Origin of the sequence: Snodgrassella sp. ESL0323 (genome assembly GCF_013346865.1) — a bacterium.
Classification (GTDB): Bacteria; Pseudomonadota; Gammaproteobacteria; order Burkholderiales; family Neisseriaceae; genus Snodgrassella; species Snodgrassella alvi.
Genome location: NZ_JAAEDT010000027.1, coordinates 1 through 25,754 on the forward strand (window position 1 = coordinate 1; position 25,754 = coordinate 25,754).

Sequence of the window (25,754 nt, forward strand, 5' to 3'; positions counted from 1 at the left end):
TAAATCATTGAGTTTTTTTTCATCTTCATTAGATAAACGATGAAAGAAAAACAGTTGATTTTTATAAGGTATCATCAATTCATTATTATCAAGCAGAATAATATTAATATTACTGTAAATATTACTGTATTCGTTACATTGGTCTGATGAATCACTATTATTTTCTAATGTGTCATTATTATTTCTATAATAAAGTTTACTAAAGCTATTTGTTGTCAAATGATATTTTTTTAATTCATTTTTATAGTTCCTAAAAAAATCACTTTTATTTAATCGATTATTGATCTCTTGTTTATTTTCTTCTGAATGTTTGAAATCACATCCTGAAAAATAGATTGTTTCATCTTCACTAATTATTAAATCTGAATTACTGAAAACTTCTTCTATATGTTCTTTTTCAGTTGTTTGTTTTGTTAATTTGTCTTCTATTAACCTATAATAACTAGTATTAAGGCTATATGCATAATTAGTACTCACAGATAATAAAATGATTAGTGAAATTTTTAAAATAGTTTTTTTCATACTAAATTTTTCTTAAGAAGGTCATTATATAAATAATATGATTTACATCATAAGATGTCTAATTCGGTTGGGCTCACGACTCGGATATGATCTATTTATTAATCAGGAGAATGAATAGTTGTCAATTTTGTCCCATTTTTTTTGTGTTTAAAAATGTAAGACGTTTCTCCACCTGCAAAACGCTGTATTATTTCTAATTTATTTTTTCCTTTCCATTTATACTCAACATCAACTACCTTATCTTCATAAGTTACTGAACGATTTTCACCTATTCCAATTTTCTCCCTAAAAATATATGCTGGATTTGTACTCATTGCATCATACACATCTAAAATTGACATGTGTTGATAATAGCAAACATCAATAAATACCATTCCTTCTTTCTCTTGCATGTCTAGGCATTTCTCATTGTTATATAAATCATTGAGTTTTTTTTCATCTTCATTAGATAAACGATGAAAGAAAAACAGTTGATTTTTATAAGGTATCATCAATTCATTATTATCAAGCAGAATAATATTAATATTACTGTAAATATTACTGTATTCGTTACATTGGTCTGATGAATCACTATTATTTTCTAATGTGTCATTATTATTTCTATAATAAAGTTTACTAAAGCTATTTGTTGTCAAATGATATTTTTTTAATTCATTTTTATAGTTCCTAAAAAAATCACTTTTATTTAATCGATTATTGATCTCTTGTTTATTTTCTTCTGAATGTTTGAAATCACATCCTGAAAAATAGATTGTTTCATCTTCACTAATTATTAAATCTGAATTACTGAAAACTTCTTCTATATGTTCTTTTTCAGTTGTTTGTTTTGTTAATTTGTCTTCTATTAACCTATAATAACTAGTATTAAGGCTATATGCGTAATTAGTACTCACAGATAATAAAATGATTAGTGAAATTTTTAAAATAGTTTTTTTCATACTAAATTTTTCTTAAGAAGGTCATTATATAAATAATATGATTTACATCATAAGATGTCTAATTCAGTTGGGCTCACGACTCGGATAGGATCTATTTATTAATCAGCAGAATCAATAGTTGTCAATTTTGTCCCATTTTTTGTGTTTAAAAATGTAATACCTTACTCCGCCTTCAAAGTATTATATTACTTCTGATTTATTTTTTCCTTTCCATTTTTACTCAACATCAACTACCTCATCTTCATAAGTTACTGAGCGATGTTCACCTACTCCAATTTTCTCCCTAAAATTATATGCTCGATTAAAACTTATTGCATTAAACACTTTAAAAATTAACGTGTTTTGATAATAGCTCGCATTAACAGATTTTATTCCTTTCTGTTGCGTATCTACGCATTTCTAATTATTATAAATATCATTGAGTTTTTCCTCTTTATCACTTAAAGGAGTATCAACAATAGATTGTTGAGTCATTTTTGTGAAAATGTTTTGTTACTTGACTGAATAAGTGCTTTTTCAATATCAGTTATTCCTTGTTTATAATTTTGGATTAAACAAAACATAACTTTAGATAAATAAGGATCTGTCTCATTCCTATCACCAGAAACTGGAGGAGGGAATTCCAAGCAGTCTGAAGCCATTTTTTGCTGTAAGGTAGAATAAGATTTATTTATCGTATTATTTTTTTTATTCAGTAAGTTGATTTTTTGTTTTAATCTATTGTCGTAATAGTCATAAACATCTAAATAGCATCTATGATATTCTTCTTTATCATACTCATTTTCGCATGATTTTAGTGCTTTCGGATTGGGTTTTGTGGCCGGTTTATTCGAAATAACATTAAATTGATTTGGATAAATAATTTGATATTGTACCCCATCCGTAACATTGACTAACATATCTTGAAGTACAAACTTCATTTTTTGATTATCAATTTTATAGTGTTTCCAAAACATTGGAGAAATACCTTCTTCATCCTCTATCAAATATAATGTATATACCTCTCCCTCTGGGGATATAAAATAATGCTGGTACGCAGCTGCAAAATCAGAAAGATTAATATAATTATTAGCCAAATAAATTTTATCTTTTACAATATTATCTTTAACTATCGATAGGAATATATCGCCTTCATAAATAGTACTATCAGATTCGATATTATAATTTCCTGACATACTTAATGTCAGTTGAAAATTTTGTCCGTTATAGATAATTACTGGTTCCTTATAAATTAATTTATATAACTCTTTTAAATCAAATTTCAAATTATTTTTATCAACAAGACATAGCTTATCTATTTTTTGTTGTTTTGATTCACTCAATTGCCAATGATTTGTCGAATAATAGATACAGCCATTTTCTAGTTTATTCATGTCGATTGTTTTAAACAATGGATCACCACGATACTTGTCTTCTATTTGATAGTGCTGACTGTAACAGTAGGTGCTAAATAGTAAACAAAGTGATACCAGGTAATGGGAATATTTCATTTTATAATCCTTAATCCTTTTCTTATTTTGAATAAGTTACCTTTGTATAAATTGTAACTTTTTCTCTTTAATATTTAAATTTTTAATACATCTAAATTTTTATAATCAGGAAGAACACGATAAATATCTTTCTGCAAAATTGCTGACATTAGCATTTTAACCCTTTTTCACATAACGAAGTATGTAAAGCTGTTTTTTCTGAAACTTTATAAAAGTCTTATATTTCAGGTAACTCATTTGCATAGACATATACTTTTTAAAAGAACTAACACTGTAATAATGTTTAAAAAATTTTTTTCTAATTTCATGATATTTCTTCAGGGCAAGAATAAATTATGTATATTCTGATAATTAAACTTATTTACACACATTCATCTCTTTGCTTTCTTTAAAAAGATAATGACATTTAATGGACTCTTGTAATTTAAATTTCCCATTATTTTCTACTGAATATTTCCCCCCAAAATTTAGTGTTTTTCCTTCTTCTAATTGACCATAAATTAATACATAGATATAATTATCAATGAAATAATATTGTGATTTTACATAATAACTTTCACTATGATACTTATTAGAGTAAATGATTAACTGGTCAATTATTTATTTCCGTATATATTTTAACTTCATCATCTAATAAATTTTCTGAATAATTTGGTTCTTTTGTCTTTTTTAAAAATAAATTAATACCGTTTATAGGTATTAAATATATTTTCTCATTTAATTTTATCTTATCTACTATGTTTTCATAATCAAAAGTTATCTTAGAAAATATACATTGTTTTCTTTCTCAATTCCTCCATATGGATGAGCAACAGTGCAAGATAAATCTATTTTTTTAGCGATCTCTTTTTTACTTATAATTTCATCACCTTTGTAATTTCCGGACTCGAGAATTAACTTTGATTTTATACTGTTATTTTTTATTTCTGCATTAGCATTAAAGGCGAAAAAACAACACAATATTATAAGTAATTTTTTTATCATAAATTATTTTTCTTTTCTCTTTAATTTTGGTGAGTGAAAAATCTGCATGTAAATGATGATCATGTAATTCGCCACCATTGATGATTCTCTTTAAATGTCAAAATTCAGCAAAAGGCACATTACTACCAATTCGAATTTTCTCATAAAACAATTGCATTACTTTAAAAAAGCCAGGCCACCTTTATATTGCTGAGAATTAGGTGAATAGTAGTGAGGTACTTTTTTCCCAGCATTTATTATGTCTTCTCCCTTCTTTCTATATAAAATATAAATAAAAAACAATACTTATAGCATTAATATGTAAAATACTTGGGAAATAACTAACCAATCATTAAAATACACTTGCTGTAGTAATAATACTTTTATTATAAAATACAATACTGTCTAACATTGCAGTAAATAACTCTGAATTAGTATGACATTTGGAGCTACTAAGGCTATATTAATACTGAAATCGTCAAATTGATTATCTAAAGAATCGGGCATTTTAATCAGTTCAGCATCAATAGTATACTAATCATAATTACAAATTCTATGTCTATCATCCTTTGCATTATGATAAACATATTTATATTTCTTCTTATAACCCTTTATATAATTTTAGGTATGTTTTTCGATTTTCTATTATGAAAAATACGATAAGTCATTATACCTGCGCCAGATTTTGTCATTCAATTTAATTAATAAATTTTTCATATTATGATTTAATTTAATCGATGAATGTTTGCCTGCCGGTGCTATTTTTTGTATGGCATTACTTTTTATATAAACATTACCGGCTGTGCCCGGTTCAATTGCTGCGCTACTGAGTTAGATGAATGATTATTTGCCCGAAAGTTACTATCGATAATCTGAATAAACAATTGAAATTATAATTTTTCTTATAAATGAAAATAATTATTATTATCTTTTAAAAAAGGTTAACTCTGTATAAAATGTTCTGCGGTGCGGTAATTTATTTGAAATTCTATTTTTGTCATTACTTATTTGAGTAGCAGCCGACAACAATAAACGGGAGAAAGTTTATATGCAATCTGACAGCTCTGAATTACAGCAACAGGATAACTTTGAATCTAATCGGGATAGTTTTCAGTATCGCGGGAAATACGATGAGATAGTGGCAGATGCATTCTGCTTTCTTGATTCTATCCGGCATAATCTGTTTGATTATCCGCCAGATAAAACTGCTTTGTTCTATGATGGTAAAGCAATCAGTTACGTTCAGCTGGGTAAAAATGTGGCTCAGGTAATGGCTGCACTGCAACAAAAAAAATTACGTGCCGGTGCGGTAGTGGCAATTTGTCTGCCTAAAAGTGCTGAGCATGTTTATGCGGTTCTGGCCTGTGCTCTGACGGGTATTATCTGGTTACCGGTTGATATGGATGCACCAGAAGCCAGACGAGATTATTTACTGTCTAATAGTCTGACGGATCTGGTGATTAGCAAAACGCCGGTAACCGGCCGGCAATATGTACTTATTGATGATGCCCTGACTGCACAGGGTTTCAATCATCCGGAATGCTGCTATCAGCTGAATACTGAAGCAGCCTATTATTTATATACTTCCGGCAGTACGGGAACGCCGAAATGTGTGGTACTGAATAATCTGGCTACTGCCAATGTACTCGGACAAACCATCAGCCGGTGGCAGGCTGATCAGGATGATGTATTGATGGCAGTAACGCCCTTTCATCATGATATGTCGGTTTTTGATGTTTTTGGGGCAATGGCTCTTGGTGCTTCTCTGGTTATTCCTACTGCGGCACAGGCTAAGGATGCAATGTCATGGGCGGAATTACTGACAGCTCATAATATTAGTATCTGGGTAAGTGTTCCGGCTATTGTGGATATGCTGTGCAGCGTTGCCAGTAAAGAACAATTGCAGTCTTTACGCCTAATTGCACAAGGTGGTGATTATATTAAGCCAGGTCTGATTCAGTTTTTGCGCCGGCAACTGCCACAGGCGCGATTGTTCTCGTTAGGAGGTCCGACGGAAACAACTATCTGGAGTATATGGCATGAAATCACTGCTGAAGATATTGATGTGATTCCTTATGGTAAAGCACTGGCACATAACCGATATTATATTCTGGATGAGCAGTTACAACCATGTGCTATTGGTGAGGTGGGGCGAATGTATATGTCGGGCGTGAATCTGTCTAACGGTTATTTGCTCAATGGTCAGTTGCAAACCGGGGATTTTGTGTCTTTGGGATGTGATGAAGAAAAAATTGCTTTTCGCATGAGTGATTTGGGGTATATGCGAGATGATGGCAATATTATTTTTGCGGGACGTACTGAAGGTTATCTGAAAATAAAAGGTGTGAGGATTTCTGCGGCCGAGGTTGAAGCTGCGCTGGCTAAATCCGGCTATTTTCAGGACAGTCTGGTGGTGTGCTGTACTCACCCGGTAACACAAATGCATGAATTGGTGGCGGTGTATACGTTGCCGGCTAATCAGTCCGATGCGGATATTAATGCTTTGAAAACGTACTTGATGGCTGATTTACCGAAATCACATATTCCGACCAGATGGCTGATGATTGAAGAAATTCCGCTAACCCGTAATGTTAAAGTAGACCGTAAGCTGATACAGCAGATGGCACAGGAACGCCTGTATCAGGCTACGCCGCCACAGACCAAAGTAACAGCGACACAAGAACTGGCTGTAACTGATGATATTCTGGCTATTTTTCGTGAATGCCTGCCCCAGACAGCAGAAAATGCTGTAAATATTTCTGCCCGAACTGAAATTCTGAATACTGGTATGCGTCTGAAACAGTTAGTTATGCTCTCAGACAAGTTTACGCAACAGTTTGGTATTCGGCTGGATACGGCTGTTTTGCTACGCTGTAAAACAATACAGGATGTGGTGAATGAGATAAACAGGAGAATGCCTGAATAATATCTGCCGGAAATCATTAAACAAAGTACTTAAAAAATTTAAGTACTTTGTTTATCTGAATCTTTATGCCGATGCCTGTTTAGCCAGATCATTTAACAGTTGTTGCACTTCGGTGGCTATTCTCTCGACCAGTACAGTCGGATAACGATGTGCCTGATAGGTAATAATCATGCTCAGACTGTACTGATTGTTAATCTGATTTTCCATAATTTCAAAGTGCAGCCCAAACATGGATTCATTGCGCTCCGGTAATATCTGCCGGTAAGGTATGGCACCCCGGGCTGTGCTTAGCTGACCATTTAAGGCATTGTTTGAATGAATGTGTATATAAACATCAAACATTAATCCTTCGTTATCAGGAATACCTAAAGCTTGCTGAATATAGTTAATCGGAATATCAGCATAATCCATGGATTCGTTGATTTGTGCACTGGTGTCTGCCAGCAATGCGGTAAATGATTGCTGTGGGGTAAAACGGGTACGATGGGCAACCATAGTTGTGAAGTAGCCAACGGTATCAAAATAATTGGGATCAGTACGGCCGGATGCTGAGGTGCCGATGACGATTTCGTCTAAATTACCCTCTTTTTGCAGTATGGTGGCAATAGCTGTATAAAACACGCTGAATATTGAAGCATGATGAAGTTTGGCAAATGCGGAAATATGCTGATGAAAAGCAGAATCAAATCTGATTTCCAGCCATTTCACCTGCGGAGTAGTATTTTCCGGCAAGGTGATGGTATCTGTGTTCAGGGTTAAGCCTTTTTTTGCTCCTTGTAAGCGGCTGCGCCAGTAGTCAAGATGCTGACGGTTAATACCGTTTTGCTGCTGTCTGCGTGCAAATTCATGAATAGCGGGTACGGTATTTGCCCATACCGGTGCCTGTCCTTGCAGCCGTGCGGCATAAGCATGGCTCAGATCAGTCATGATGGTATTTAAAGACCATTCATCTATTACCATGTGATGTACCAGAAACGATAAAACTGTGTTGCCGTTATCTGCTGTTAACAGCCGGATTCTGAGAGGGAGCTCACGAGTAAGATCAAATTTATACGCCGCTTCACTGGACAGTGTTACTCCATGGCTGTCGCTGACCGGCCAGAACCATTTATATTGGTTAAGTTCGGCTACGGGAACTGTATATTGTCTGGTTTGCTGTTTATCGGTTTTAAACAGGGTACGCAAGCCGATATGGCGTATTATTAAATCATTAAATGCCTGATGCAGGATTTCTTCATTGACCGGCTGCTGAAATTCGATGGCAAACGGTAAATTGTAAATAGGGCTGAAATCAAAAGCACTGTATGCCTGCCATAGAAAATCCTGTGCCAGTGTTAATGGCGCACTCTGATCCGGCTGTACTTCGGCTGCGGATACTGCCGGCTGCTGCTGGCGGGCAATTTTTGCCAGTGCGCCTGCCGTAGGCGATTTAAAAAAATCATTAAAATTCAATTTAATACCATGATTTTTTTGTAAATTACCAATCACCCGTGTTGCCAGTAGTGAATGTCCGCCAAAATCAAAAAAATCATCGTCGGCAGTCATATCGGGCTCTGCCAGTGTATTTCTGAATTCTGCCAGTATGATGTCTGGCAGCGATTCTGTATTTGCAGGCTGAGCCGGTGTTGCCGGTATATTCAGTACAGTTAAATCTAAAGACAATAATTCGAGCTGATGCGGTGCTCCGGTATTGCTGGTGTAAGCAGTTTGAATTTCCTGAATTAAATCATCCAGAGTAAATTGCTGAGCCAGTATCGGATGTAAACGCAAAGCCAGAAAAACTTTGTTTTCTGTGCTGATTACTGTAACCAGAAAGGGGGGTGTTGTTTCCGGCTGCCATGACTGCTGCATTAGTTGCGCCAGAAGGGTAATAAGCTGTTTTTCCTGTATTTTCTCTGTTTGGATACAAGCTGAGAAATCAGTATCGGGATATTTATATAAATCTCCGTCATCGGTAAATTGATAGCGAACATTTAAGTCTAAATGGATTTCCAGTAAATGCTCAATGCTTTTATGCAGTATGGTTAAATCCGGATATGGGTTTACCTGCCACACTGCCAGTTGATATTTCACCTGCTCCGGTTCCTGCAATTGTTGCATCCAGATAAATTCTTCGTGCTCATTTGCGATAGAAGGAGCAGAATCTGTATTTACTGTTAACATATTATTAATCCTCTCTTGCCGTATCAGTTATTCATGACTGTCTGTACTCATTCTGGTCATAATTATTTAACCAGTTAACTTAAATTAACATCGGAAGAGATTTGTGCTGTCTGCCTGCTCTGTTTATCAGAGTCAGAATTTTTATTTTTATTAATAATACTTTACAATACATTTAAAAGCATAATACAATTGATTTTCATTTTCATCAACTTTAATTGTTTTTAATTTTATTTAATATTTTGATTTATGCTGTAAAACAGCAGCATAAGCTGCGGATCGACATAAAAAGCACTTCCTGAGGAGAATCAATGCTGAGTCTGTATCAGCCGATGCCGGAGCAAAATTTAGCTTACCGGCTTACGGTTTTATATGGTGATGACTTTGTAACCACGGCTGTAATCAGTCATCGCTGTAGCAGGATATATCACTGATGTACCGTATTCTGATCAGTGTATTTATTGTTTTATGTATTGTGTCTTTGCTGGTAGGCACTGATCCGGTTTCATGGACAGGTCTGCTGTCCGGTTCTGATGCTGACTGGTTAACTGTCAAAGCCAGCCGCTTTCCCCGTCTGATTGCGATTGTGCTCACAGGTATGGGGCTTTCTATCGGTGGTGTGATTCTGCAACATATTGTCCGCAATAAATTTGTGGAGCCGGAAACAGCCGGCGGGCTGGATGCAGCCAAACTCGGTATTCTGGTTTCGCTGGTACTGCTTCCCTCTGCCGGTGTGCTGAGTAAGATGCTGGCAGCTCTGCTGTTCTGCTTTGTTGCCGGACTGATTTACATCTGGATTATTGCCAGAATCCGCTATCAGCAGATTGTGCTGATTCCGGTAATCGGGCTGATGTATGGCTGTGTTTTAAGTGCTGCAGCTGAGTTTTATGCCTATAAAAATAATCTTTTACAAAATGTTCAGGGCTGGCTGCTGGGAGATTTTTCCCGTGTGGTGCAGGGGCATTATGAATTGCTGTATGTGCTTGTGCCGGTAATTATTCTGAGTTATGTATTTGCCAACCGGTTTACTGTAGTGGGTATGGGGCAGCAGATGGCTGCCAGTCTGGGCGTAAGCTATAAAACAACTGTGGCTATTGGATTGATGCTGGTATCAGTTACTGTTGCGGCTACGGTGATTACGGTTGGTTCTATTCCTTTTATCGGTCTGGTGATTCCGAATCTGGTGGCGATTAAATATGGTGAACATTTAGCCAAAACTTTACCCGTTGTTGCGCTGGGCGGGGCATGCCTGCTGCTGGGATGTGATATTACTGGTCGTTTGCTGATCTACCCCTTTGAAATACCTATTGGCCTTACTGCCGGTGCGGTTGGCGGCATTGTCTTTTTGCTGCTGATTTTACGGGGGCTACGATGATGAATCGCAAATTCTGGCTGCTTTGCGCCTGTATTGCCGGACTGGCAGTATTTTTTATGCTGTTTGATTCCGGTCTTGATTTTGAATATGTGCTGCCCAAGCGATTACTGCGTCTGGCTACTATTTTGCTGGCAGGTATTTGTATTGCGGTTTCGTCTGTGGTTTTTCAGACGCTGGTAACTAACCGGATTCTGACTCCAGCAATTATGGGTTATGAGGCAGTATATCTGTTCTGGCAGATCTTGCTGCTGTTCTTTCTGGGGCAAAGCAGTCTGGGGCTGCTGGGTCTGAACGGGAATTTTTTTGCTTCAGTCGGATTAATGCTGTTTTATTCGTGGCTTATTCATCATTATCTGCTACCGCGTGCACGCCACAGTCTGTGGTTATTGCTTTTATTCGGTATGGTGCTGACCATGGTTATCACCACATTAACACAGTTTATTGTGCTCAAAATCAGCCCGGGCGAATTTTCTGTTTTTCAGGGAATTAATTATGCATCTTTTAATCATTCCGAAACGCAGACGCTTTTATATGCTTTTGTCGCCATGCTGGCTGTAGGACTGGTGGGATATCCGTATCTGACTACTCTGGATGTGATGGCTCTGGGAGAGGAACAGTCTGTTTCGCTTGGTGTCGATTATGCCCGTTATGTGCGCTGGGGATTCGGTCTGATTGCTGTACTGGTCGCTGTTTCGACCAGTCTGGTTGGTCCGACCGCCTTTATGGGGGTATTTATTGCCAATATGGCTTATGCCTTCGCCGGCCATTATCAGCATAAACGGATTCTGTTATTTGCCAGTGCGGTAGCTATTGCGGTGTTTCTGATTGCTCAGATTCTGGTGGAACATGTGTTTAATTATAAAACGACAGTCAGTATCTTAATTAATCTGATTTGCGGGGTGTATTTTCTGCTGCTTATTGTCCGTCATCGAGGAATGGCATGATTTCTATTCAGAATATTTCCAAAGTATATGGTCATCGGCCGGTGCTGAACAATATTAATCTGGAGCTGCCGATGCAACAGGTGATTGCATTGATTGGCCCCAATGGTGCAGGGAAATCCACTCTGCTGATGATTCTGGCACGGCTGCTTTCGCCGACTAAAGGCAATATTCTGTTTGATAAGCAGGATATTGCCGGCATCCGCATTGCTGATTATGCCCGTCTGGTCGCGACACTACGGCAATCTCCTTATTTCGGTTTGCGGCTGACGGTTAAGGAGCTGGTGTCGTTCGGCCGTTTTCCTTACGGGCACGGGGTGCTCTCAGCCAGAGACCATCAGGTTATGGACGAGGCAATCGATTTTCTGGGGCTCAGTGCCCTGCGTGATGCGTATATAGATGAATTGAGCGGCGGGCTGCGGCAAATGGCTTTTCTGGCGATGACTATTGCTCAGGAAACCAAGATTTTGCTGCTGGATGAACCTTTAAACAATCTGGATATGAATCATGCAGTACAAATTATGGCAGCAGTCCGGCGTCTGAGTGAAGAGCAGCGGAAAACTGTCATTATGGTGGTGCATGATATTAATTTTACTGCAAATTATTCAGATTATATTGTCGCATTAAAACAGGGACAGTTAAGTTTCAGCGGTCCTGCTCAGGAAGTCATTACTGAAGAACGCCTGAGTGAACTGTATGAGCTGGATTTTGAAATTAGTCACAATAAACATGGTTATGTCTGTCAGTATTTTCAAAAGTCGAAAGGTAAAATATGAACGGGAAACTCAAAAAATGTGCTGTCAGTCTGCTGGGGCTGATTGCAGTAGCAACAATGGTGACCATATCCGGCTGTGATAAAAAGCCGGCTTCTGCGTCTTCGCCTGCGGTACAGAAGCGTAGTGAGCCGCTTATTATCAAGCATCAGCTTGGTACGACTACAATTGATCACACTCCGCAGCGTGTAGCCGCAATGGATATGAATGAAGTGGACTTTCTAGATCAGTTAAATGTGCCTGTTGCCGGAATGCCCAAGGATTTTATTCCGCATTTTCTGGATAAATACAAACAGAATCATGATGATATTGCCGATTTAGGCGGCATTGTGCAGCCGAATATGGAACGTATCCATACTCTGAAACCTGATTTGATTTTAATGACTCCGATTCAGAAAGACCATTATCAGGAACTGACACAGATTGCACCTACGCTCTATTATGAAATCAACTTCAATAACAGCGAACACGGACATCTGGATACCATTAAAAATCATCTGCTGACTCTGGGTAAGATTTTTAACCGTGAAGATGTAGCCCGCACCAAGGTTGCTGAGCTGGATACGGAAGTCAGTAAAGTTCGTGCTGTGACTAAAGACCGGCCGGAAAAAGCGCTGGTAGTACTCTATAACAATGGCTCTTTCAGTAATTATGGGGTGGATTCACGCTACGGCTTCGTTTTCAGTGATCTGGGTGTCAAACCGGCCAGTAATGATCTCAGCACCAGCCTGCATGGACAGCCGATTTCCAGTGAATTTATCAAACGGGCTGATCCGGACATTCTGTACATTATTGACCGTACCTCAGTTATGGAGCATCAGCCGGTGATTAGCGCTGCACAGGTAACTAATCCGTTATTACGCGCTACCAAAGCATGGAAAAACAACCGGGTAGTCTTTGTGGATGCCGATGCATGGTATACCACCGGAGCCAGCCCTACTTCGATGCGACTGCTTATGCAGGATGTGATGAAAGGCTATCAATAACTTTGTTTCAATTACAGCAGAATAATAAGCTGTATAAATAAGAAAACCAGACCCTACCAATAAATCCATCCGTTAAATGTATTGCGTGAGTTTAGTTAACAAGGAGAAATCTATGGGTAAACACGCACATCACCGCAGGCAAGAGACTTTGCCTGCGGTCAGACACCGAAGCAAAAATTTTCTGCATCCGGTGACTTCCTCACCCAAATCGCTGATATTGAGTATTGCCAGCGCCATGCTGCTTTACACTCCGGTTATATATGCGAAACCGACTGATGATAAAGCCAAACCTGCGGTGAAAAAAGCAGCAACCGAGAATACACAATCTACTGGTGAGGCTGCACTGGCTGATGTAGTGGTAGAAGGAGGCAGAAATACTACTTATCCGGGCGGTTCTGTGGCCAAAAACAGCCGTATTGGTTTTCTTGGTAATAAAACTGCAATGGAAACACCATTTAATACCGTTAGTTATACCAATAAGTTCGTTGAGGATTCTCAGGCAAGAAATGTCACTGATGTCATTGCCGCTACCGACCCTTCAGTATTTACCAATGGTGCTATCGGCGGCTGGAGTGAAAATTACTATATCCGCGGCTTTCAGTCTGACACTAACGATATGTCGATGAACGGTTTATTTGGTATTGCCCCCTATTACCGCACACCGCCGGCAATGTTTTCACGCATTGAGGTATTGAAAGGACCATCCGCACTGTTAAACGGTATGCCGCCTGCCGGTTCTGTTGCCGGCACGGTTAATCTGGTATCCAAGCGCGCAGGTAATGAACCATTGCTGCGGATAACGCCTACCTATATGTCTAATTCACAATGGGGCGGCACCATTGATGCCAGCCGCCGGTTCGGACAGAACAAACAGTTCGGGATCCGGGTTAACGGGGTTTATCAGGATGGCTCCGGCCCTGTAAGAAAACAGGACTTGAAAACCCAGCTCGGTTCAGTCGGGTTGGACTGGCGCGGCGACCGTGCACGGGTTTCTGCCGATATCTATATGGCCAATGACAAAGTGGACGGAGTAGTTCGCGGTATTAATCTGGGTAAAAATGTAAAGGTACCCACTCCGCCGAATCCGAAAACACTGATTAACCCCGACTGGTCATATGTCAGCAATAAAGACCGCGGAGCCATGATGCGCGGTGAGTTTGATATTACAGACAATATTACTGCCTATGCAGCTTTCGGGCGCAGTAAAACCAAATATAAATACAATGGTGCTACTTCAGCCAATTTACTGGACGACAAAGGTACCATTGAGACCATAATGGCACAGCTGGCATTTGATCTGGATAAGAAATCAGCAGATGTGGGTTTGAAAGGTCAGTTTGATACTGGTCCGGTAAATCATCAATGGGTAATTAACACTACCTATTACAAGCATAATCAGCATGATTTCGGCGTCAGAAGTATTCCATCGGCCACCTGTACCACCAATATGTATGATCCGGTATGGTGTGGTTCTGTACCTTTTAATGTTCCGCCAATTTCCAGAAGCTCACTGCAGCTCAGAAGCTATGGGATGGCCGATATTATGTCGTTCATGGAGGACAGACTGCAGCTGACTTTAGGCCTGCGCTATCAGGAAGTCAAAAGTGATAATCTGAGTCTGATGGGTAAACCTGTTTTAACTGAATACAAAAAACACGCATTGACTCCTGGCGTGGCTCTTCTGTTTAAAGCCACAGATCATGTATCACTTTACGGCAATTATATTGAGGGTTTAAGCAAAGGTGATTCAGCCCCCGTTACAGCAAAGAACTATCCCAAGGTGTTTCCACCGTATAAAACCAAGCAGACTGAGCTGGGGGTAAAATGGGATTACGGCAATCTGGTTAATTCTTTAAGCATATTTGAAATTAAAAAACCCAATAGTTATACTGATCTGAGAACCAATGAGTTTACATCCGGCGGTCAGCAGCGTAACCGCGGCATTGAATGGACGTTTATAGCCTCGCCGATTGAGACAGTACGTCTGATAGGCGGTGCCAGCTACATTAAACCGGAGCTGACCAGACTGGCAAATCATGCCAATGAAGGTAATATCGCTACGGGTGTGGCTAAACTACAGGGTAAGCTGGGTGCGGAGTGGGATATTAAAGCTGCAGCCGGCATTGTTACTCTTTCTGCCAATGCGACAGCTGTATCCAAACAATATCTGAATCAGGAAAACAGTTTATCGGTACCCGGTCATACTGTATTTGATATTGGCGCCCGCTACAATGCCAAAGTATCTGGCCATCCGTTTACGTTGCGCGCAGAAGTAAAGAACGTAACCAACAAAGCATATTGGGGCATGCCGCGCCTGTCCAATCTGTCTTTAGGTGCACCGAGAACTTTCCTTTTATCCGGTTCGTATGATTTTTAAAAATTTCCGGCCTGTAAAAAATCGCCCTTTCGGGCGATTTTTTATAAGTGGCAGTTTATTGCGGTAATCCGTATTGCTGAAAGGCCGAGTATTCCGGTACCCGGTAATATTGCCTGCCCAGAAGCTGATTAATAATCACACCATTTCTGGTTGCACCCATACCCAGATCAGGTGAACCAACCCCCTGCTTGGCGATTTCGGCATTCTGAATAAAAATCCGCCCTTTACCGCTATCGCAGCGTACAGCGGTAAAGTCTTCATTAACCAGATAGTCATTGTGCTCATCTGTTTGCAGAACACTGCCTTTCAGCTCTTCAAACCATTGCGGCCACTGATGATGGTAGCCGGTGGCTGCCACAATTGCATCTGTCTGAATGGTTTGTTGCTGATTAAGCTGGGTATGCAGACAGGTCATATTAATTACGCCGGAAGGCAGTATTTCTACCGACTGCACATCACAATTAGAAAACAGTGTCAGCCCTGCCGGTGCACCGGCAATGGTTCGTTCGTACAATAAATCATAAATATCGCCAATGGTGGCAAAACTGATCCCTTTATAAAGCTGCCCCTGACCAGCACTGACTTCACGCCGTTTCTGCGGTGTCAGTGTCTGGAAATAACGCATATATACCGGAGTAAAGCACTCCTGCCCCAGTTTGGAAAACTCCATCGGATGAAAACCGGCAGAACGAGTAATCCAGCGGATTGACGCGCCTGCCCGGATTTGTTCCGGCTGCAATGCGCGATAAAGAGCCAGCACACATTCAGCAGCACTTTGCCCTGCCCCAACCACGGTAACCTGTTTACATTCCTGCAATTGTTTCTGCATATAGGTAAATTGCGCTGAATGCTGTATCAGCGGATGGCTGGTGTTTTTCAGCCATTCAGGATGGTAAGGTTGGGTACCCACGCCGACAGCAATATCTTTACTGGAAAAAATCTGTCTGTCTCCGGCTGCAGATTCACTTTCGAGAATAAATCTTTCCTGACGATAATCATAACTTACTGCCTTGACACAGGCATCGAAATGACAGGATGGCAACTGGCGTACTGCCCAGCGGCAATAATCATCATATTCCTGACGCGGAATCAGAAAACGGTCATAGTAATAAAACTGATACAGACGCCCCTGCTGACACAGATAATTAAGATAACTTAAGCGATGACACGGATCAGCCATGGTAACCAGATCTGCCAGAAAGGGTACCTGCAATGTGGTACCGGGCAATAATAGACCAGCATGCCAGTGAAAAGTAGGCGTTTTATCCAGAAATACTGCATTGACTTCTGAATGACCTGATAATAATGCCGCCAGCCCCAGATTAAAAGGACCAATCCCAATACCTGCCAAATCCGTTTGCTTTATATCCATGTTTATTCCATCCCTATGTATAAATAGTTAAATATTTAAATGTTTACAACATGTAATGCTTTTATACTGAATCCATTTCTGCCCGGATCAGTTGTTCTACTTCCTTCATATTGCGGCAGCTGATTAACTGGCGCGGATTCAGAGTCAGTCTGAAACTGTGATTTATCCGGCTGGTAATTTCTTTTACATGCGTAGGGCGTAATCCGAGCTGGCTGAATGGCCGGGTATGTTCAATAACTATGGTTTGTTCGATATTCAGCGTATCGCGGTAAATATGTTCTAATTGTTCTCTTTGGCGGATAACTGCATCAGCACACTGCCCATTCGGATTGATTGTGATACCGGATAATGTCTGATTTAATACGGAATCAATATTTTCCAGACCCTGATTAGCCAGTTGCTGACAGACGCTGACCAGAACGGCGAGAAAATCGTGAATGATTTCTGCATCAATGGCAGCCTGTGCAAAATCAATATTAAACAGCAACGCGCCGTCATCACTGAGCATGAAGCGAATATCTATCGCTACCTGTGGTGTCTGAGTTAACCCGTTAACATAATGAACTGCGCTACCCGCCGGTAACACCGGCCACGATAATCCATTAGTAATAACGATTGGTAAAACCGGTGCTTCACCATGCTGCTCAAATAGTAATCTTGCCAAGTCCACACCGGAAAAGGCCAGATGCTGCAAACCGTCCAGCATATTCTTTTGTAATTTAGCCGCCTGTTCGATAAATCCGGTTGCGGATGACCAGCAGACCACAACAAAAGTGGATTGATTGGAGAATTCACCCTCATACAGCGGCAAAACCGGTACCGCTGCCGACAGCAGGCCGGATGTCTGCTGCCAGCGATTTAATACCGCCAGAATCAACGCCATCAATAAGGAATTTTTAAAGAGTCCCTGTCGTAAACCTGACTGACATAATTTATCGAATATCTGTGCAGGCAATACGGCACTTTGTCGCTGATAGGGTGAAGTTTCCAGTGTCGCTAAAGGTTGTTTCCAGGGTAATTGCGGGATGCTTTTAACAGGCTGCAACTGTGCCTGCCAGTAGGCAAGTGCTGTGTTATAAGTCTGACTATCCGCTTGCTGCCTGTTTTCAGACAGCAGTGGCGCCTCTTTCAGCTCCGTATCTGTAAATAACTCACACATCAGCGCTGCGATAGACCGTCCGTCGAGAATCAGCGCATCAAAGCGCGCAAAGACAATAAACTGCTGTGCGGATAACTGAAAAAGTGTGATATCCCACGGCGATTCCTGTAAATCAAATATTTCCTGCTGATAACGCCGGCGAAAACTGTCAATTTTTTCGGCAGCTGCTGCCGGCTCTTCTCCACACAGATTGATTTCAGTTAAATTAATAATTACCTGCGGATTTACCCACTGTACACAACGCCTGACATCAATACAGGTTCTTAGGCTGGCATGATGCTGTACCATATCAGCCAGACGCTGCCTGAATGCGGGTAAATCCAGTGTTCCGGTATATTCGCGAAATTCCTGCATCGCCACACCGCCAAGCGCAAAAGCAGTACTTCGGCCGGACAAATAGGATTTTTGCAGAGAGTTTAAAGGGGTGGCTTTTTCATCAGGCTCGGTAATATTCAGATACTGATTTAATTCAGTCAGCGGGCGTGAAAAATATTCCGGCTGCGCAATCAATGTATTCAGCAGAGTCAGAAAACGTTCAAATAGTCCGTTTACCCATGTATCGGCTAATGCATCCAGACGAATATCCCAGTTAATGAGTAAATCATTATTTAGCTGCACAAACTGTGCATCCAGTGCCACCTGCGGCCCCTGTGAAATACACCAGTCCATACTGCCAAAATGCTCATGTACTTTGGATGAGAACAGATTTTTTTCAGGTAAATCGACTGCGGCAGTAAATACTACCGGTGCGATTTGCGGCGTAGCATGATGACGTGACAAACGCCGCATTACATTGACACCACTGAATTGCCGGAGATCCAGACATTGCCGCCATTCAGTCGCCAGACGCCGGCAAAAAGTTTCCAGATCAGGCGTTTCAGTCATATCAACATTTAACAGCACCAGATCGGCAAAATCACCAATGGTTCGGTCAATATGAGGCAAAAGCGGCTCCCGCCAGAAAAACGGCACATTAAGCCGGAAAGCACGATCATGGGTGACTTTGCCCAATGTATAGGCAAACAACCCCAGTATCAGAGCAGAAAAGGTTAACCGCTGCTGACGGGCAAACTGGCGTAACAGCAATGCCTGCTCTGCACCGATAATTGCACTTAAGCGTGTGCTCTGTGCTCCGGCCGGGGTTGGTTGCTTTAAAGGTAAAGCAGGCGCAGGTGCGATAGTATCCATGCGTGACAGCCACCACTGACGAGCACGCTGTTGCTGCTGGCGTTGGTACAGATCCTGCTGAATCCTGTTGCGCCAGTCATAAAAAGATGGCGGTGAAGGCAGACAGACGGTACTGTCTGCGTAAAACTGAGCCAGATCCTCCATCAGAATCCGGAAGCTGGAAGGGTCAACGGCAATCATATCGGCATCTATATGCAGGCGGAAAACCTGATTACCCAGAAGGCTGACAGAAAAACGCACTGTCTGTCCTTCATCCAGATTGAGTTGCTGATGTGTCCATTGCCGGCGTTTGTCTTCAAGTTTCTGTTGCTGCTGCGCCTCAGATAAATGTAAAAAATTATCTATTTCCAATACATTTTGCGGTGGTGTATCTCTGATTCTTACTTCACCTTCAGCATTCAGTTGCAAACGTAACAGTTCATGCCGCCGGTACAGACATTCAATTGCCTGCCTGAGCCTGTCTAAATCCAGCTGAGTGCCATTGAATTCGGTATACAGATGCGCAGCTACACCACCGAGCATGGCGTCATGTACACGCCCAAACCAGCATGCAGACTGCATTGAAGTAAGTTCACACATTATTTCTTTACTCTGTTGACAAATTTACGATTTTTGACGATGATACAGGTAAATGAAAATGATTACTAGTTTCATTTAACTAAAATTTATTACTACAGCAAACCGTAATTAGCAACCCTGAACAGACCATCAGAAAAATGTTGGATGATTCAATTTATTTTGATTAATCAACATTTTTGTCTGATTCAGCTGGTTTAACAGATAGAAAAAAGGCTGATAAGATGATTAGCTATACACACTGGCCTGAAGATTTAGCCCGGAAATACCGCCAGAAAGGTTACTGGCTGGATCAGCCGTTAACCCGCGTTCTGACACAAACAGCCAGACAGTTTCCGCAGTCAACTGCGATTATCTGTGGTGAACGGCATTTCAGTTATGCGCAGTTAAATCAGCTTTCTGATAATCTGGCAGCCCGACTGAGCGCACAGGGCTTTGGCATAGGTGATACTGCACTAGTGCAGCTACCTAATATTGCCGAATTTTATATTGTCTTTTTTGCTCTGCTGAAAGCCGGTATTGTGCCTTTGAATGCACTGTTTAATCATCGTCAGCATGAATTAAAGAGTTTTTTCAGCCAGATTAAACCCCGGCTGCTGGTGGCCTCACGCCATCATGAAGTATTCAGCGGAAATGATTTTCTGAATGAACTGACTGCTTTACAGCTGGCGCCGGCTTTAACTCTAATGCTCAATGCCTTTGCTGATGATGAAAGCCTGCCGGACTGGTATACCACTGCGCAATCTGATATCTGCCATTATGCTGCTACGCCGGCTGATGAAGTGGCTTTTTTCCAGCTTTCCGGCGGCAGTACCGGTACACCGAAACTCATTCCGCGTACGCACAATGATTATGATTACAGCGTGCGTGCCAGTGCCGAAATCTGCGCTCTGAATCAGCATACCCGATTACTCTGTGCCATGCCGGCAGCACATAATTATATGCTGAGCTCACCCGGCGCTCTGGGTGTATTTCATGCCGGCGGATGTGTGGTAATGGCGGCAAGCCCTGAACCTCTGAGCTGTTTCAGCCTGATTGAACAGCATCAGATAACCATGGCTTCGCTTGTACCCAGTGCCGTATCTATGTGGTTACAGCAGGCACCTGAGCAACTGGAAAAGCTGCACTCACTACAATTAATTCAGGTAGGCGGTGCCAGTTTTCCGGAATCAGTGGCACGACAGGTATTAAATGTTTTCGGCTGTCAGTTGCAGCAAGTATTCGGGATGGCGGAAGGACTGGTGAACTATACGCGGCTGGATGACAGCGAAGAGCTTATTGTCACCACTCAGGGGCGTCCTATCAGCCCGGATGATGAAGTAAAAGTGGTGGATGAAAACGGTGACGAAGTGCCTGCCGGAGAAACAGGTATGCTGAAAACACGCGGTCCCTATACCTTTCGCGGTTACTACCAGAGCCCTGAGCACAATGCACAGGCTTTCGATACAGAAGGTTTTTATTATTCAGGTGATTTGGTACAGCGTAACAGCAACGGATATTTGAAAGTGGTGGGACGGGTTAAAGATCAGATTAACCGCGGTGGCGAAAAAATTGCTGCTGAAGAAATTGAAAAACTGATGATTACCCATCCTGATGTTACCGAAGCTGCACTGGTGGCTATTACGGATGAACGTTTTGGTGAAAAAAGCTGTGCATTTATTGTGTCACAGAATCAGCACTTAACTGCTCTGAGCCTGAAACGCCATCTGCTCAATCTGGGTATTGCTCATTACAAACTGCCTGATCAGGTATGCATTGTTGATAGCCTGCCGCTTACTGCCGTCGGCAAAACCGATAAAAAACGCTTACGTGAAACCTTTCAGCAAAATCCTGCCTGAAATAATTATCAGAATGAGAAACGAGAAACAGCATGACTATCAAACAAATCGATGATTATCCGATGCCTGCTCTGGCACAAATCCCGCAAAACAAAACCAACTGGGAAGCTGATACTGCGCGCTCTGTATTATTAATTCATGACATGCAGAATTATTTTCTGAATTTTTATCAGCAGGACAGCACACTCATCAGGACAATGATAAAGAATCTGCAAAGTTTGCGCAGCTGGGCGGCTCAGCAACAGATTCCCGTGGTGTATACCGCCCAGCCGCATCAGCAGCATCCTCAGCAACGGGCGCTGCTGAATGATATGTGGGGTGCGGGTATTACTACCGCACCTGTTGAAGAGCAGAAAATAGTTGACGCCCTGACACCACGTCCGGAAGATACCGTACTGACCAAATGGCGTTATAGCGCTTTTCAACGTTCAGATTTACTGACACACATGCATAACTGGCAGCGTGATCAGCTGATTATCGGTGGTGTTTATGCGCATATCGGCTGTATGCTTACCGCTGCCGAAGCATTTATGCAGGATATTCAGGTATTTTTTGTAGCTGATGCACTGGCTGACTTCTCAGCGGAGCAACACCAGCAAGCGTTAAATTATGTTGCCGGCTGTTGCGGGCAGGTCACTACTACAGAGGCATTGTTACCGGCAACAAATAGTCTTACCCGTGCATGGCTGACACAAAAAGTTCAGACATTACTGGAAATACCGGAAGAAACCATTAACCCCGAAGAGAACCTGATTCTCTACGGTCTGGATTCTTTACGCATTATGCAATTTGCCGCAGAACTGAAACAGTATGACATCAATATTGGCTATGATGTACTGGGTCAGCAGCCTTCACTAAACAACTGGTGGCAGCTCATTGAAAAACAAAATAAAACTGTTTCCGCCTAGCATTGGCTGCAAATAATTAGCCGGACGCTGCATACAGCTTTAGGAACATAAAACATGACTGACTTAAATCTATCCGGCAAGAGCATACCGCCCGGTCTGGCTCATCAGTGGCGGGTAGCCCTGCCCGGGCTGATAAGCGGTACACTTGCCGCTGTAATTGCCGGTATCGCCATGCTGGCAGGGCTATGGTTTATCATTAAATTTATCGATAACATGAGCTGGTGCTGGCTGAATTATGCACTGGTCAGCTGGCTGCTGGCCGCTTTGTTTACAGCCTTGTCCTCATGGCTGGCACATCAGGCAGAAAGCCGCTTTGCGGCGGCTTTACGCCGGACAGTGGCACAGCATTTAATCCGTCTGCCGTCCAATATACTGGCTAAACAGAATGAGCAGACACTTAAACGGCTGCTAACCGATGATGTTGCCAGTTTGCATCATATGCTGGCTCATTTACCCGGTGAGATTGCCGTATTCACGGTTATTCCGCTTTTATCCATCGGTATCCTTATTTATTTTATCGGCATATCGGCAATATGGGTATTATTACCCGGACTGATTGCTTCGGTTTATTATCTCATCATCATACCGCGCATGACCCGGCGTGACGGTACCGCACGTATGCAGGTAATGCTGGATATCATTAATAAGGCCGATGAATATGTACGCGGGATTCCGGTTTATCGTATTTACGGGCAGCATTCCAGCGCATTAACTGCCTATACAGAAGCAACTGAAAAATTTACCCACAATATGGTGCACTGGGTAGCCAAGGCGGCCACGCCGGCAGCCATCGCCACTGCTATGTTACAGGCAGTAGCGACATTTGCCATTGGCTACTGGGTCAGTTATACACAGGATACCACTACTCTGGCTGCCACTCTGTTATTCAGTCTGGCCATTGTGACACCCGCATTACGTCTCGGGCATGGTATTGATTACATCAGAGCCGGACGCGCTGCTGCCGGACGTCTGACCGAATTTTTACATCAGCCCTTATTACCGGCGGGAACCATAAATCATCTGCCGGAACCGGCAGTATTATCTATGCATGATGCAGTTTTTTCTCAGGAAGAACATCCGGTTTTACGCAAACTCAGCTTCACATTTCCCGCCGGCGCCATTACCGCTATTACCGGCCCCAGCGGAGCAGGTAAAACCACTTTACTCAATGCATTAGCCGGATACATACCATTGATATCCGGAACTGTTCAACTGGGTAAGACCGATCTGTCTGCATTACATGACGACACCCGCCACCGGCTGATTCTGTTTATTCCGCAAGGATATGATGTTTTAGACAATACGATTCGTGCCAATCTGGCCTTAACTGCTCCTGATGCCAGCGATGAAGTCATGCAGCAGGCTCTGGCCAGAGCCAATCTGAATCTGGATTTATCAACACCTGCCCGTACCCTGTCCGGCGGAGAAAAACAGCGTATCTGCATTGCACGAGCTTTTCTCACTCAGGCAGAAATTATCTTAATGGATGAGCCTACCAGTGCGCTGGATGATCAGAATGCCCGGAAAATATTTCAGGCTTTACAGGAACTGGCTCATACGGCGCATAAAACCATTATCATTGTTACTCACCAGCCGGCTCTGGCCGATAAAGCCGATGCAAAACTGGTATTGGAAGCATTAAGGAGCGAGGCATGAATACAGCAGCCGGCAACAAACACTCCCTTTTTGAAACCATACCGGCCGCCACCAGACCCCGCCTGATTGCTGTCAGCATCGGCTGGATACTGGTTGCCGTACTGGAAGCATGTGCTTACACCATACTGGCTCTGGCTATAGTAAATCAGCAGTCGCCACTGTGGGTAGTGATTAGTGCTGCTATTGCCATAGTGATTACAGTACTGGTTACCCGTAACGGCTTTCTTACCGGCGTACGTCTGGCCGGAGATTTATTTGCCGCACTGGGGCGTTCTCTGTCCAGCGCTAAATTGTCCTGGTTTAATGACCAGCGCCGTGCGGTTATCAGTAAAACTGCCGGACAGGAAATTCCGAATTTCATGAGCATTCCGGCGCATCAGTTGCAGACCTTTTTACATGCGCCCTGTCTGCCCCTGTTTATCTGTATCGGGCTGGCCTTTGTTGCCGGCACAGGCATCATGTTAGCTGCACTGGCGATGATATTGCTGTCCTTACTATTACAAGTATGGGCACAATATGCTTTAAATAAAACTGATGCACAACGCCATCAGACCGAACTGGACAGCACCACAGCGACTATTGAGCTGGTTGAACACCTTACTCTGCTGCGTACAGCCGCAGGATCGGCTCATGCGCTGGATACTATCCAGCAGCGCTGGAGCACTCAGGAAAACCTGCTAAGCAAAATTAACTGTAGTGCAGCCAGTGCAACGCTGATAGCTACTTTAGCTAATGTGCTGCCCATGGCAGGTATGGCGGTTTATTGTATTTTATCCGCTCAGAACGATGAATACCTGATACTGGCTGTATTGTTACTGATGGGGCGCGCCGGCGCACCATTAAGCGCACTGGCTACTGCCGGTCTGAGCATCAATGACTTAATCAGCTCATTGCGCCACTTTCAGCAACTTACTCATCCTCCGGTACTGCCTGAAACAGAAGAAACGCGCACCCCGAAGCATGCACAGTTATCTCTGCATAATCTGAACTGTATCACCGGCTCGACAACCATTAATCAGGAGATTCCCGAAGGTGCACGCTTACACGTTGCCGGTGTTAGCGGCAGTGGCAAAAGTACCTTGCTGCAACTATGCCTGCGCTTTGATGATCCGGCTATGGGTGAAATCAGATTAGACGGCATTCCTCTGCCTCAACTGTCTTATCAGACACTGACAGACAATATGGCTTATGTCGCTCAGAACCCGATTATTTTTACCGGCACTCTGGCAGACAATATCCGCATCGGCCGTTTTGATGCCAGTGACGCTGAAATCGAAGCTATTGCCAGACAATGTATGCTGGGAACAGTTATCGACCGGACGGATGAAGGCATTCACCAACATGTCGGCCAGCAGGGCTCTGCCCTATCCGGCGGCGAACAGCAGCGCGTAGCCATTGCCCGTGCTCTTATCAAGCATGCGCCGATACTGATTCTGGATGAAGCCACATCAGCACTGGATGAAAGCACGGAACAACAACTGATTGATACTATACTCAGCCAGTCCCGCACCCTGATTTTTGTGTCGCATCGCAGTGCGGCTCCGTGGCAGCCTACCCTGACTCTGGATTTATCGCCGGATATTACATAAACACCAGATATGATTCA

16 protein-coding genes are annotated in these 25,754 nt (G+C 42.2%); 10 read left to right on the forward strand and 6 right to left on the reverse strand.

All coding sequences use genetic code 11. The annotated features are described in order from the left end of the window. The 3 genes from GY065_RS11270 to GY065_RS11280 form a co-directional block, all read right to left on the reverse strand. Positions 1 to 522 (reverse strand): hypothetical protein (locus GY065_RS11270; protein ID WP_174834190.1); only part of this gene is annotated, 522 nt, incomplete at its 3' end. Between the two features lie 98 nt (positions 523 to 620). Beyond that, positions 621 to 1,460 carry a hypothetical protein gene (locus tag GY065_RS11275; protein ID WP_174834191.1) on the reverse strand — a complete coding sequence of 280 codons (840 nt, stop codon included), beginning with the start codon at positions 1,458 to 1,460 and terminating at the stop codon, positions 621 to 623. A 470-nt stretch (positions 1,461 to 1,930) separates the two neighbouring features. Next, positions 1,931 to 2,833, reverse strand: coding sequence for a hypothetical protein (locus tag GY065_RS11280; protein WP_174834192.1), 903 nt, complete (start codon positions 2,831 to 2,833; stop codon positions 1,931 to 1,933). 2,128 nt (positions 2,834 to 4,961) lie between these two features. On the opposite strand from GY065_RS11280, the gene GY065_RS11285 reads away from it, so the two are divergent. Next, positions 4,962 to 6,839 carry an AMP-binding protein gene (locus GY065_RS11285; protein WP_174834193.1) on the forward strand — a complete coding sequence of 626 codons (1,878 nt, stop codon included), beginning with the start codon at positions 4,962 to 4,964 and terminating at the stop codon, positions 6,837 to 6,839. A 63-nt stretch (positions 6,840 to 6,902) separates the two neighbouring features. On the opposite strand, the gene GY065_RS11290 is transcribed toward GY065_RS11285, so the two are convergent. Next, a complete protein-coding gene (locus tag GY065_RS11290; protein ID WP_202984095.1) occupies positions 6,903 to 9,002 on the reverse strand; it encodes a condensation domain-containing protein in 2,100 nt (699 codons plus the stop codon). 430 nt (positions 9,003 to 9,432) lie between these two features. On the opposite strand from GY065_RS11290, the gene GY065_RS11295 reads away from it, so the two are divergent. The 5 genes from GY065_RS11295 to GY065_RS11315 all read left to right on the forward strand — a co-directional run bounded on the left by GY065_RS11295 (position 9,433) and on the right by GY065_RS11315 (position 15,451). Next, complete coding sequence (locus GY065_RS11295) at positions 9,433 to 10,374, forward strand: ABC transporter permease (RefSeq protein ID WP_100116387.1); 942 nt, start codon at positions 9,433 to 9,435, stop codon at positions 10,372 to 10,374. Continuing rightward, positions 10,371 to 11,318, forward strand: coding sequence for an iron chelate uptake ABC transporter family permease subunit (locus GY065_RS11300; protein ID WP_202984096.1), 948 nt, complete (start codon positions 10,371 to 10,373; stop codon positions 11,316 to 11,318). The genes GY065_RS11295 and GY065_RS11300 overlap by 4 nt, the downstream gene beginning before the upstream one ends. Further along, entirely contained in the window at positions 11,315 to 12,091 is a 777-nt protein-coding gene (locus tag GY065_RS11305) for an ABC transporter ATP-binding protein (RefSeq protein ID WP_174834194.1), read from the forward strand. Before GY065_RS11300 ends, GY065_RS11305 begins: the two co-directional genes overlap by 4 nt. Further along, positions 12,088 to 13,074: a siderophore ABC transporter substrate-binding protein gene (locus GY065_RS11310; RefSeq protein ID WP_174834195.1), complete on the forward strand. Its 987-nt coding sequence runs from the start codon at positions 12,088 to 12,090 to the stop codon at positions 13,072 to 13,074. The genes GY065_RS11305 and GY065_RS11310 overlap by 4 nt, the downstream gene beginning before the upstream one ends. Positions 13,075 to 13,186: 112 nt before the next feature. Then, on the forward strand, positions 13,187 to 15,451 hold the full coding sequence (locus GY065_RS11315; RefSeq protein WP_174834196.1) for a TonB-dependent siderophore receptor: 2,265 nt from the start codon (positions 13,187 to 13,189) through the stop codon (positions 15,449 to 15,451). 55 nt (positions 15,452 to 15,506) lie between these two features. On the opposite strand, the gene basC is transcribed toward GY065_RS11315, so the two are convergent. Next, on the reverse strand, positions 15,507 to 16,823 hold the full coding sequence (gene basC, locus GY065_RS11320) for a putative histamine N-monooxygenase (RefSeq protein ID WP_174834197.1): 1,317 nt from the start codon (positions 16,821 to 16,823) through the stop codon (positions 15,507 to 15,509). A 61-nt stretch (positions 16,824 to 16,884) separates the two neighbouring features. Next, positions 16,885 to 19,749 (reverse strand): condensation domain-containing protein, encoded by a 2,865-nt coding sequence (locus GY065_RS11325; RefSeq protein WP_174834198.1) that lies wholly within the window; start codon positions 19,747 to 19,749, stop codon positions 16,885 to 16,887. 221 nt (positions 19,750 to 19,970) lie between these two features. Between GY065_RS11325 and GY065_RS11330 the strand changes: the two genes are divergently transcribed. Genes GY065_RS11330 through GY065_RS11345 form a run of 4 tightly spaced genes read left to right on the forward strand, consistent with a single transcriptional unit; the run spans position 19,971 to position 25,737 of the window. After that, entirely contained in the window at positions 19,971 to 21,584 is a 1,614-nt protein-coding gene (locus GY065_RS11330; protein ID WP_174834199.1) for a (2,3-dihydroxybenzoyl)adenylate synthase, read from the forward strand. A 32-nt stretch (positions 21,585 to 21,616) separates the two neighbouring features. After that, the gene (locus tag GY065_RS11335) at positions 21,617 to 22,492 is read left to right on the forward strand and encodes an isochorismatase family protein (RefSeq protein WP_174834200.1); all 876 of its coding nucleotides are present in this window, start codon (positions 21,617 to 21,619) and stop codon (positions 22,490 to 22,492) included. A 54-nt stretch (positions 22,493 to 22,546) separates the two neighbouring features. Beyond that, entirely contained in the window at positions 22,547 to 24,148 is a 1,602-nt protein-coding gene (locus GY065_RS11340; RefSeq protein ID WP_174834201.1) for an ABC transporter ATP-binding protein, read from the forward strand. Next, complete coding sequence (locus GY065_RS11345; protein ID WP_084548232.1) at positions 24,145 to 25,737, forward strand: ABC transporter ATP-binding protein; 1,593 nt, start codon at positions 24,145 to 24,147, stop codon at positions 25,735 to 25,737. The genes GY065_RS11340 and GY065_RS11345 overlap by 4 nt, the downstream gene beginning before the upstream one ends. The last annotated feature ends 17 nt before the right edge of the window (positions 25,738 to 25,754 follow it).

Excerpts from the sequence above, each read along its gene's own strand:
- GY065_RS11285 (WP_174834193.1), top strand. The coding sequence starts at position 4,962 with ATGCAATCTGACAGCTCTGAATTACAGCAACAGGATAACTTTGAATCT.
- GY065_RS11340 (WP_174834201.1), top strand. The coding sequence starts at position 22,547 with ATGACTGACTTAAATCTATCCGGCAAGAGCATACCGCCCGGTCTGGCT.
- GY065_RS11290 (WP_202984095.1), bottom strand. The coding sequence starts at position 9,002 with ATGTTAACAGTAAATACAGATTCTGCTCCTTCTATCGCAAATGAGCAC.
- GY065_RS11280 (WP_174834192.1), bottom strand. The coding sequence starts at position 2,833 with ATGAATAAACTAGAAAATGGCTGTATCTATTATTCGACAAATCATTGG.
- GY065_RS11275 (WP_174834191.1), bottom strand. The coding sequence starts at position 1,460 with ATGAAAAAAACTATTTTAAAAATTTCACTAATCATTTTATTATCTGTG.
- GY065_RS11315 (WP_174834196.1), top strand. The coding sequence starts at position 13,187 with ATGGGTAAACACGCACATCACCGCAGGCAAGAGACTTTGCCTGCGGTC.
- GY065_RS11305 (WP_174834194.1), top strand. The coding sequence starts at position 11,315 with ATGATTTCTATTCAGAATATTTCCAAAGTATATGGTCATCGGCCGGTG.
- GY065_RS11300 (WP_202984096.1), top strand. The coding sequence starts at position 10,371 with ATGATGAATCGCAAATTCTGGCTGCTTTGCGCCTGTATTGCCGGACTG.
- GY065_RS11335 (WP_174834200.1), top strand. The coding sequence starts at position 21,617 with ATGACTATCAAACAAATCGATGATTATCCGATGCCTGCTCTGGCACAA.
- GY065_RS11295 (WP_100116387.1), top strand. The coding sequence starts at position 9,433 with ATGTACCGTATTCTGATCAGTGTATTTATTGTTTTATGTATTGTGTCT.
- GY065_RS11345 (WP_084548232.1), top strand. The coding sequence starts at position 24,145 with ATGAATACAGCAGCCGGCAACAAACACTCCCTTTTTGAAACCATACCG.
- basC (WP_174834197.1), bottom strand. The coding sequence starts at position 16,823 with ATGGATATAAAGCAAACGGATTTGGCAGGTATTGGGATTGGTCCTTTT.
- GY065_RS11330 (WP_174834199.1), top strand. The coding sequence starts at position 19,971 with ATGATTAGCTATACACACTGGCCTGAAGATTTAGCCCGGAAATACCGC.
- GY065_RS11310 (WP_174834195.1), top strand. The coding sequence starts at position 12,088 with ATGAACGGGAAACTCAAAAAATGTGCTGTCAGTCTGCTGGGGCTGATT.
- GY065_RS11325 (WP_174834198.1), bottom strand. The coding sequence starts at position 19,749 with ATGTGTGAACTTACTTCAATGCAGTCTGCATGCTGGTTTGGGCGTGTA.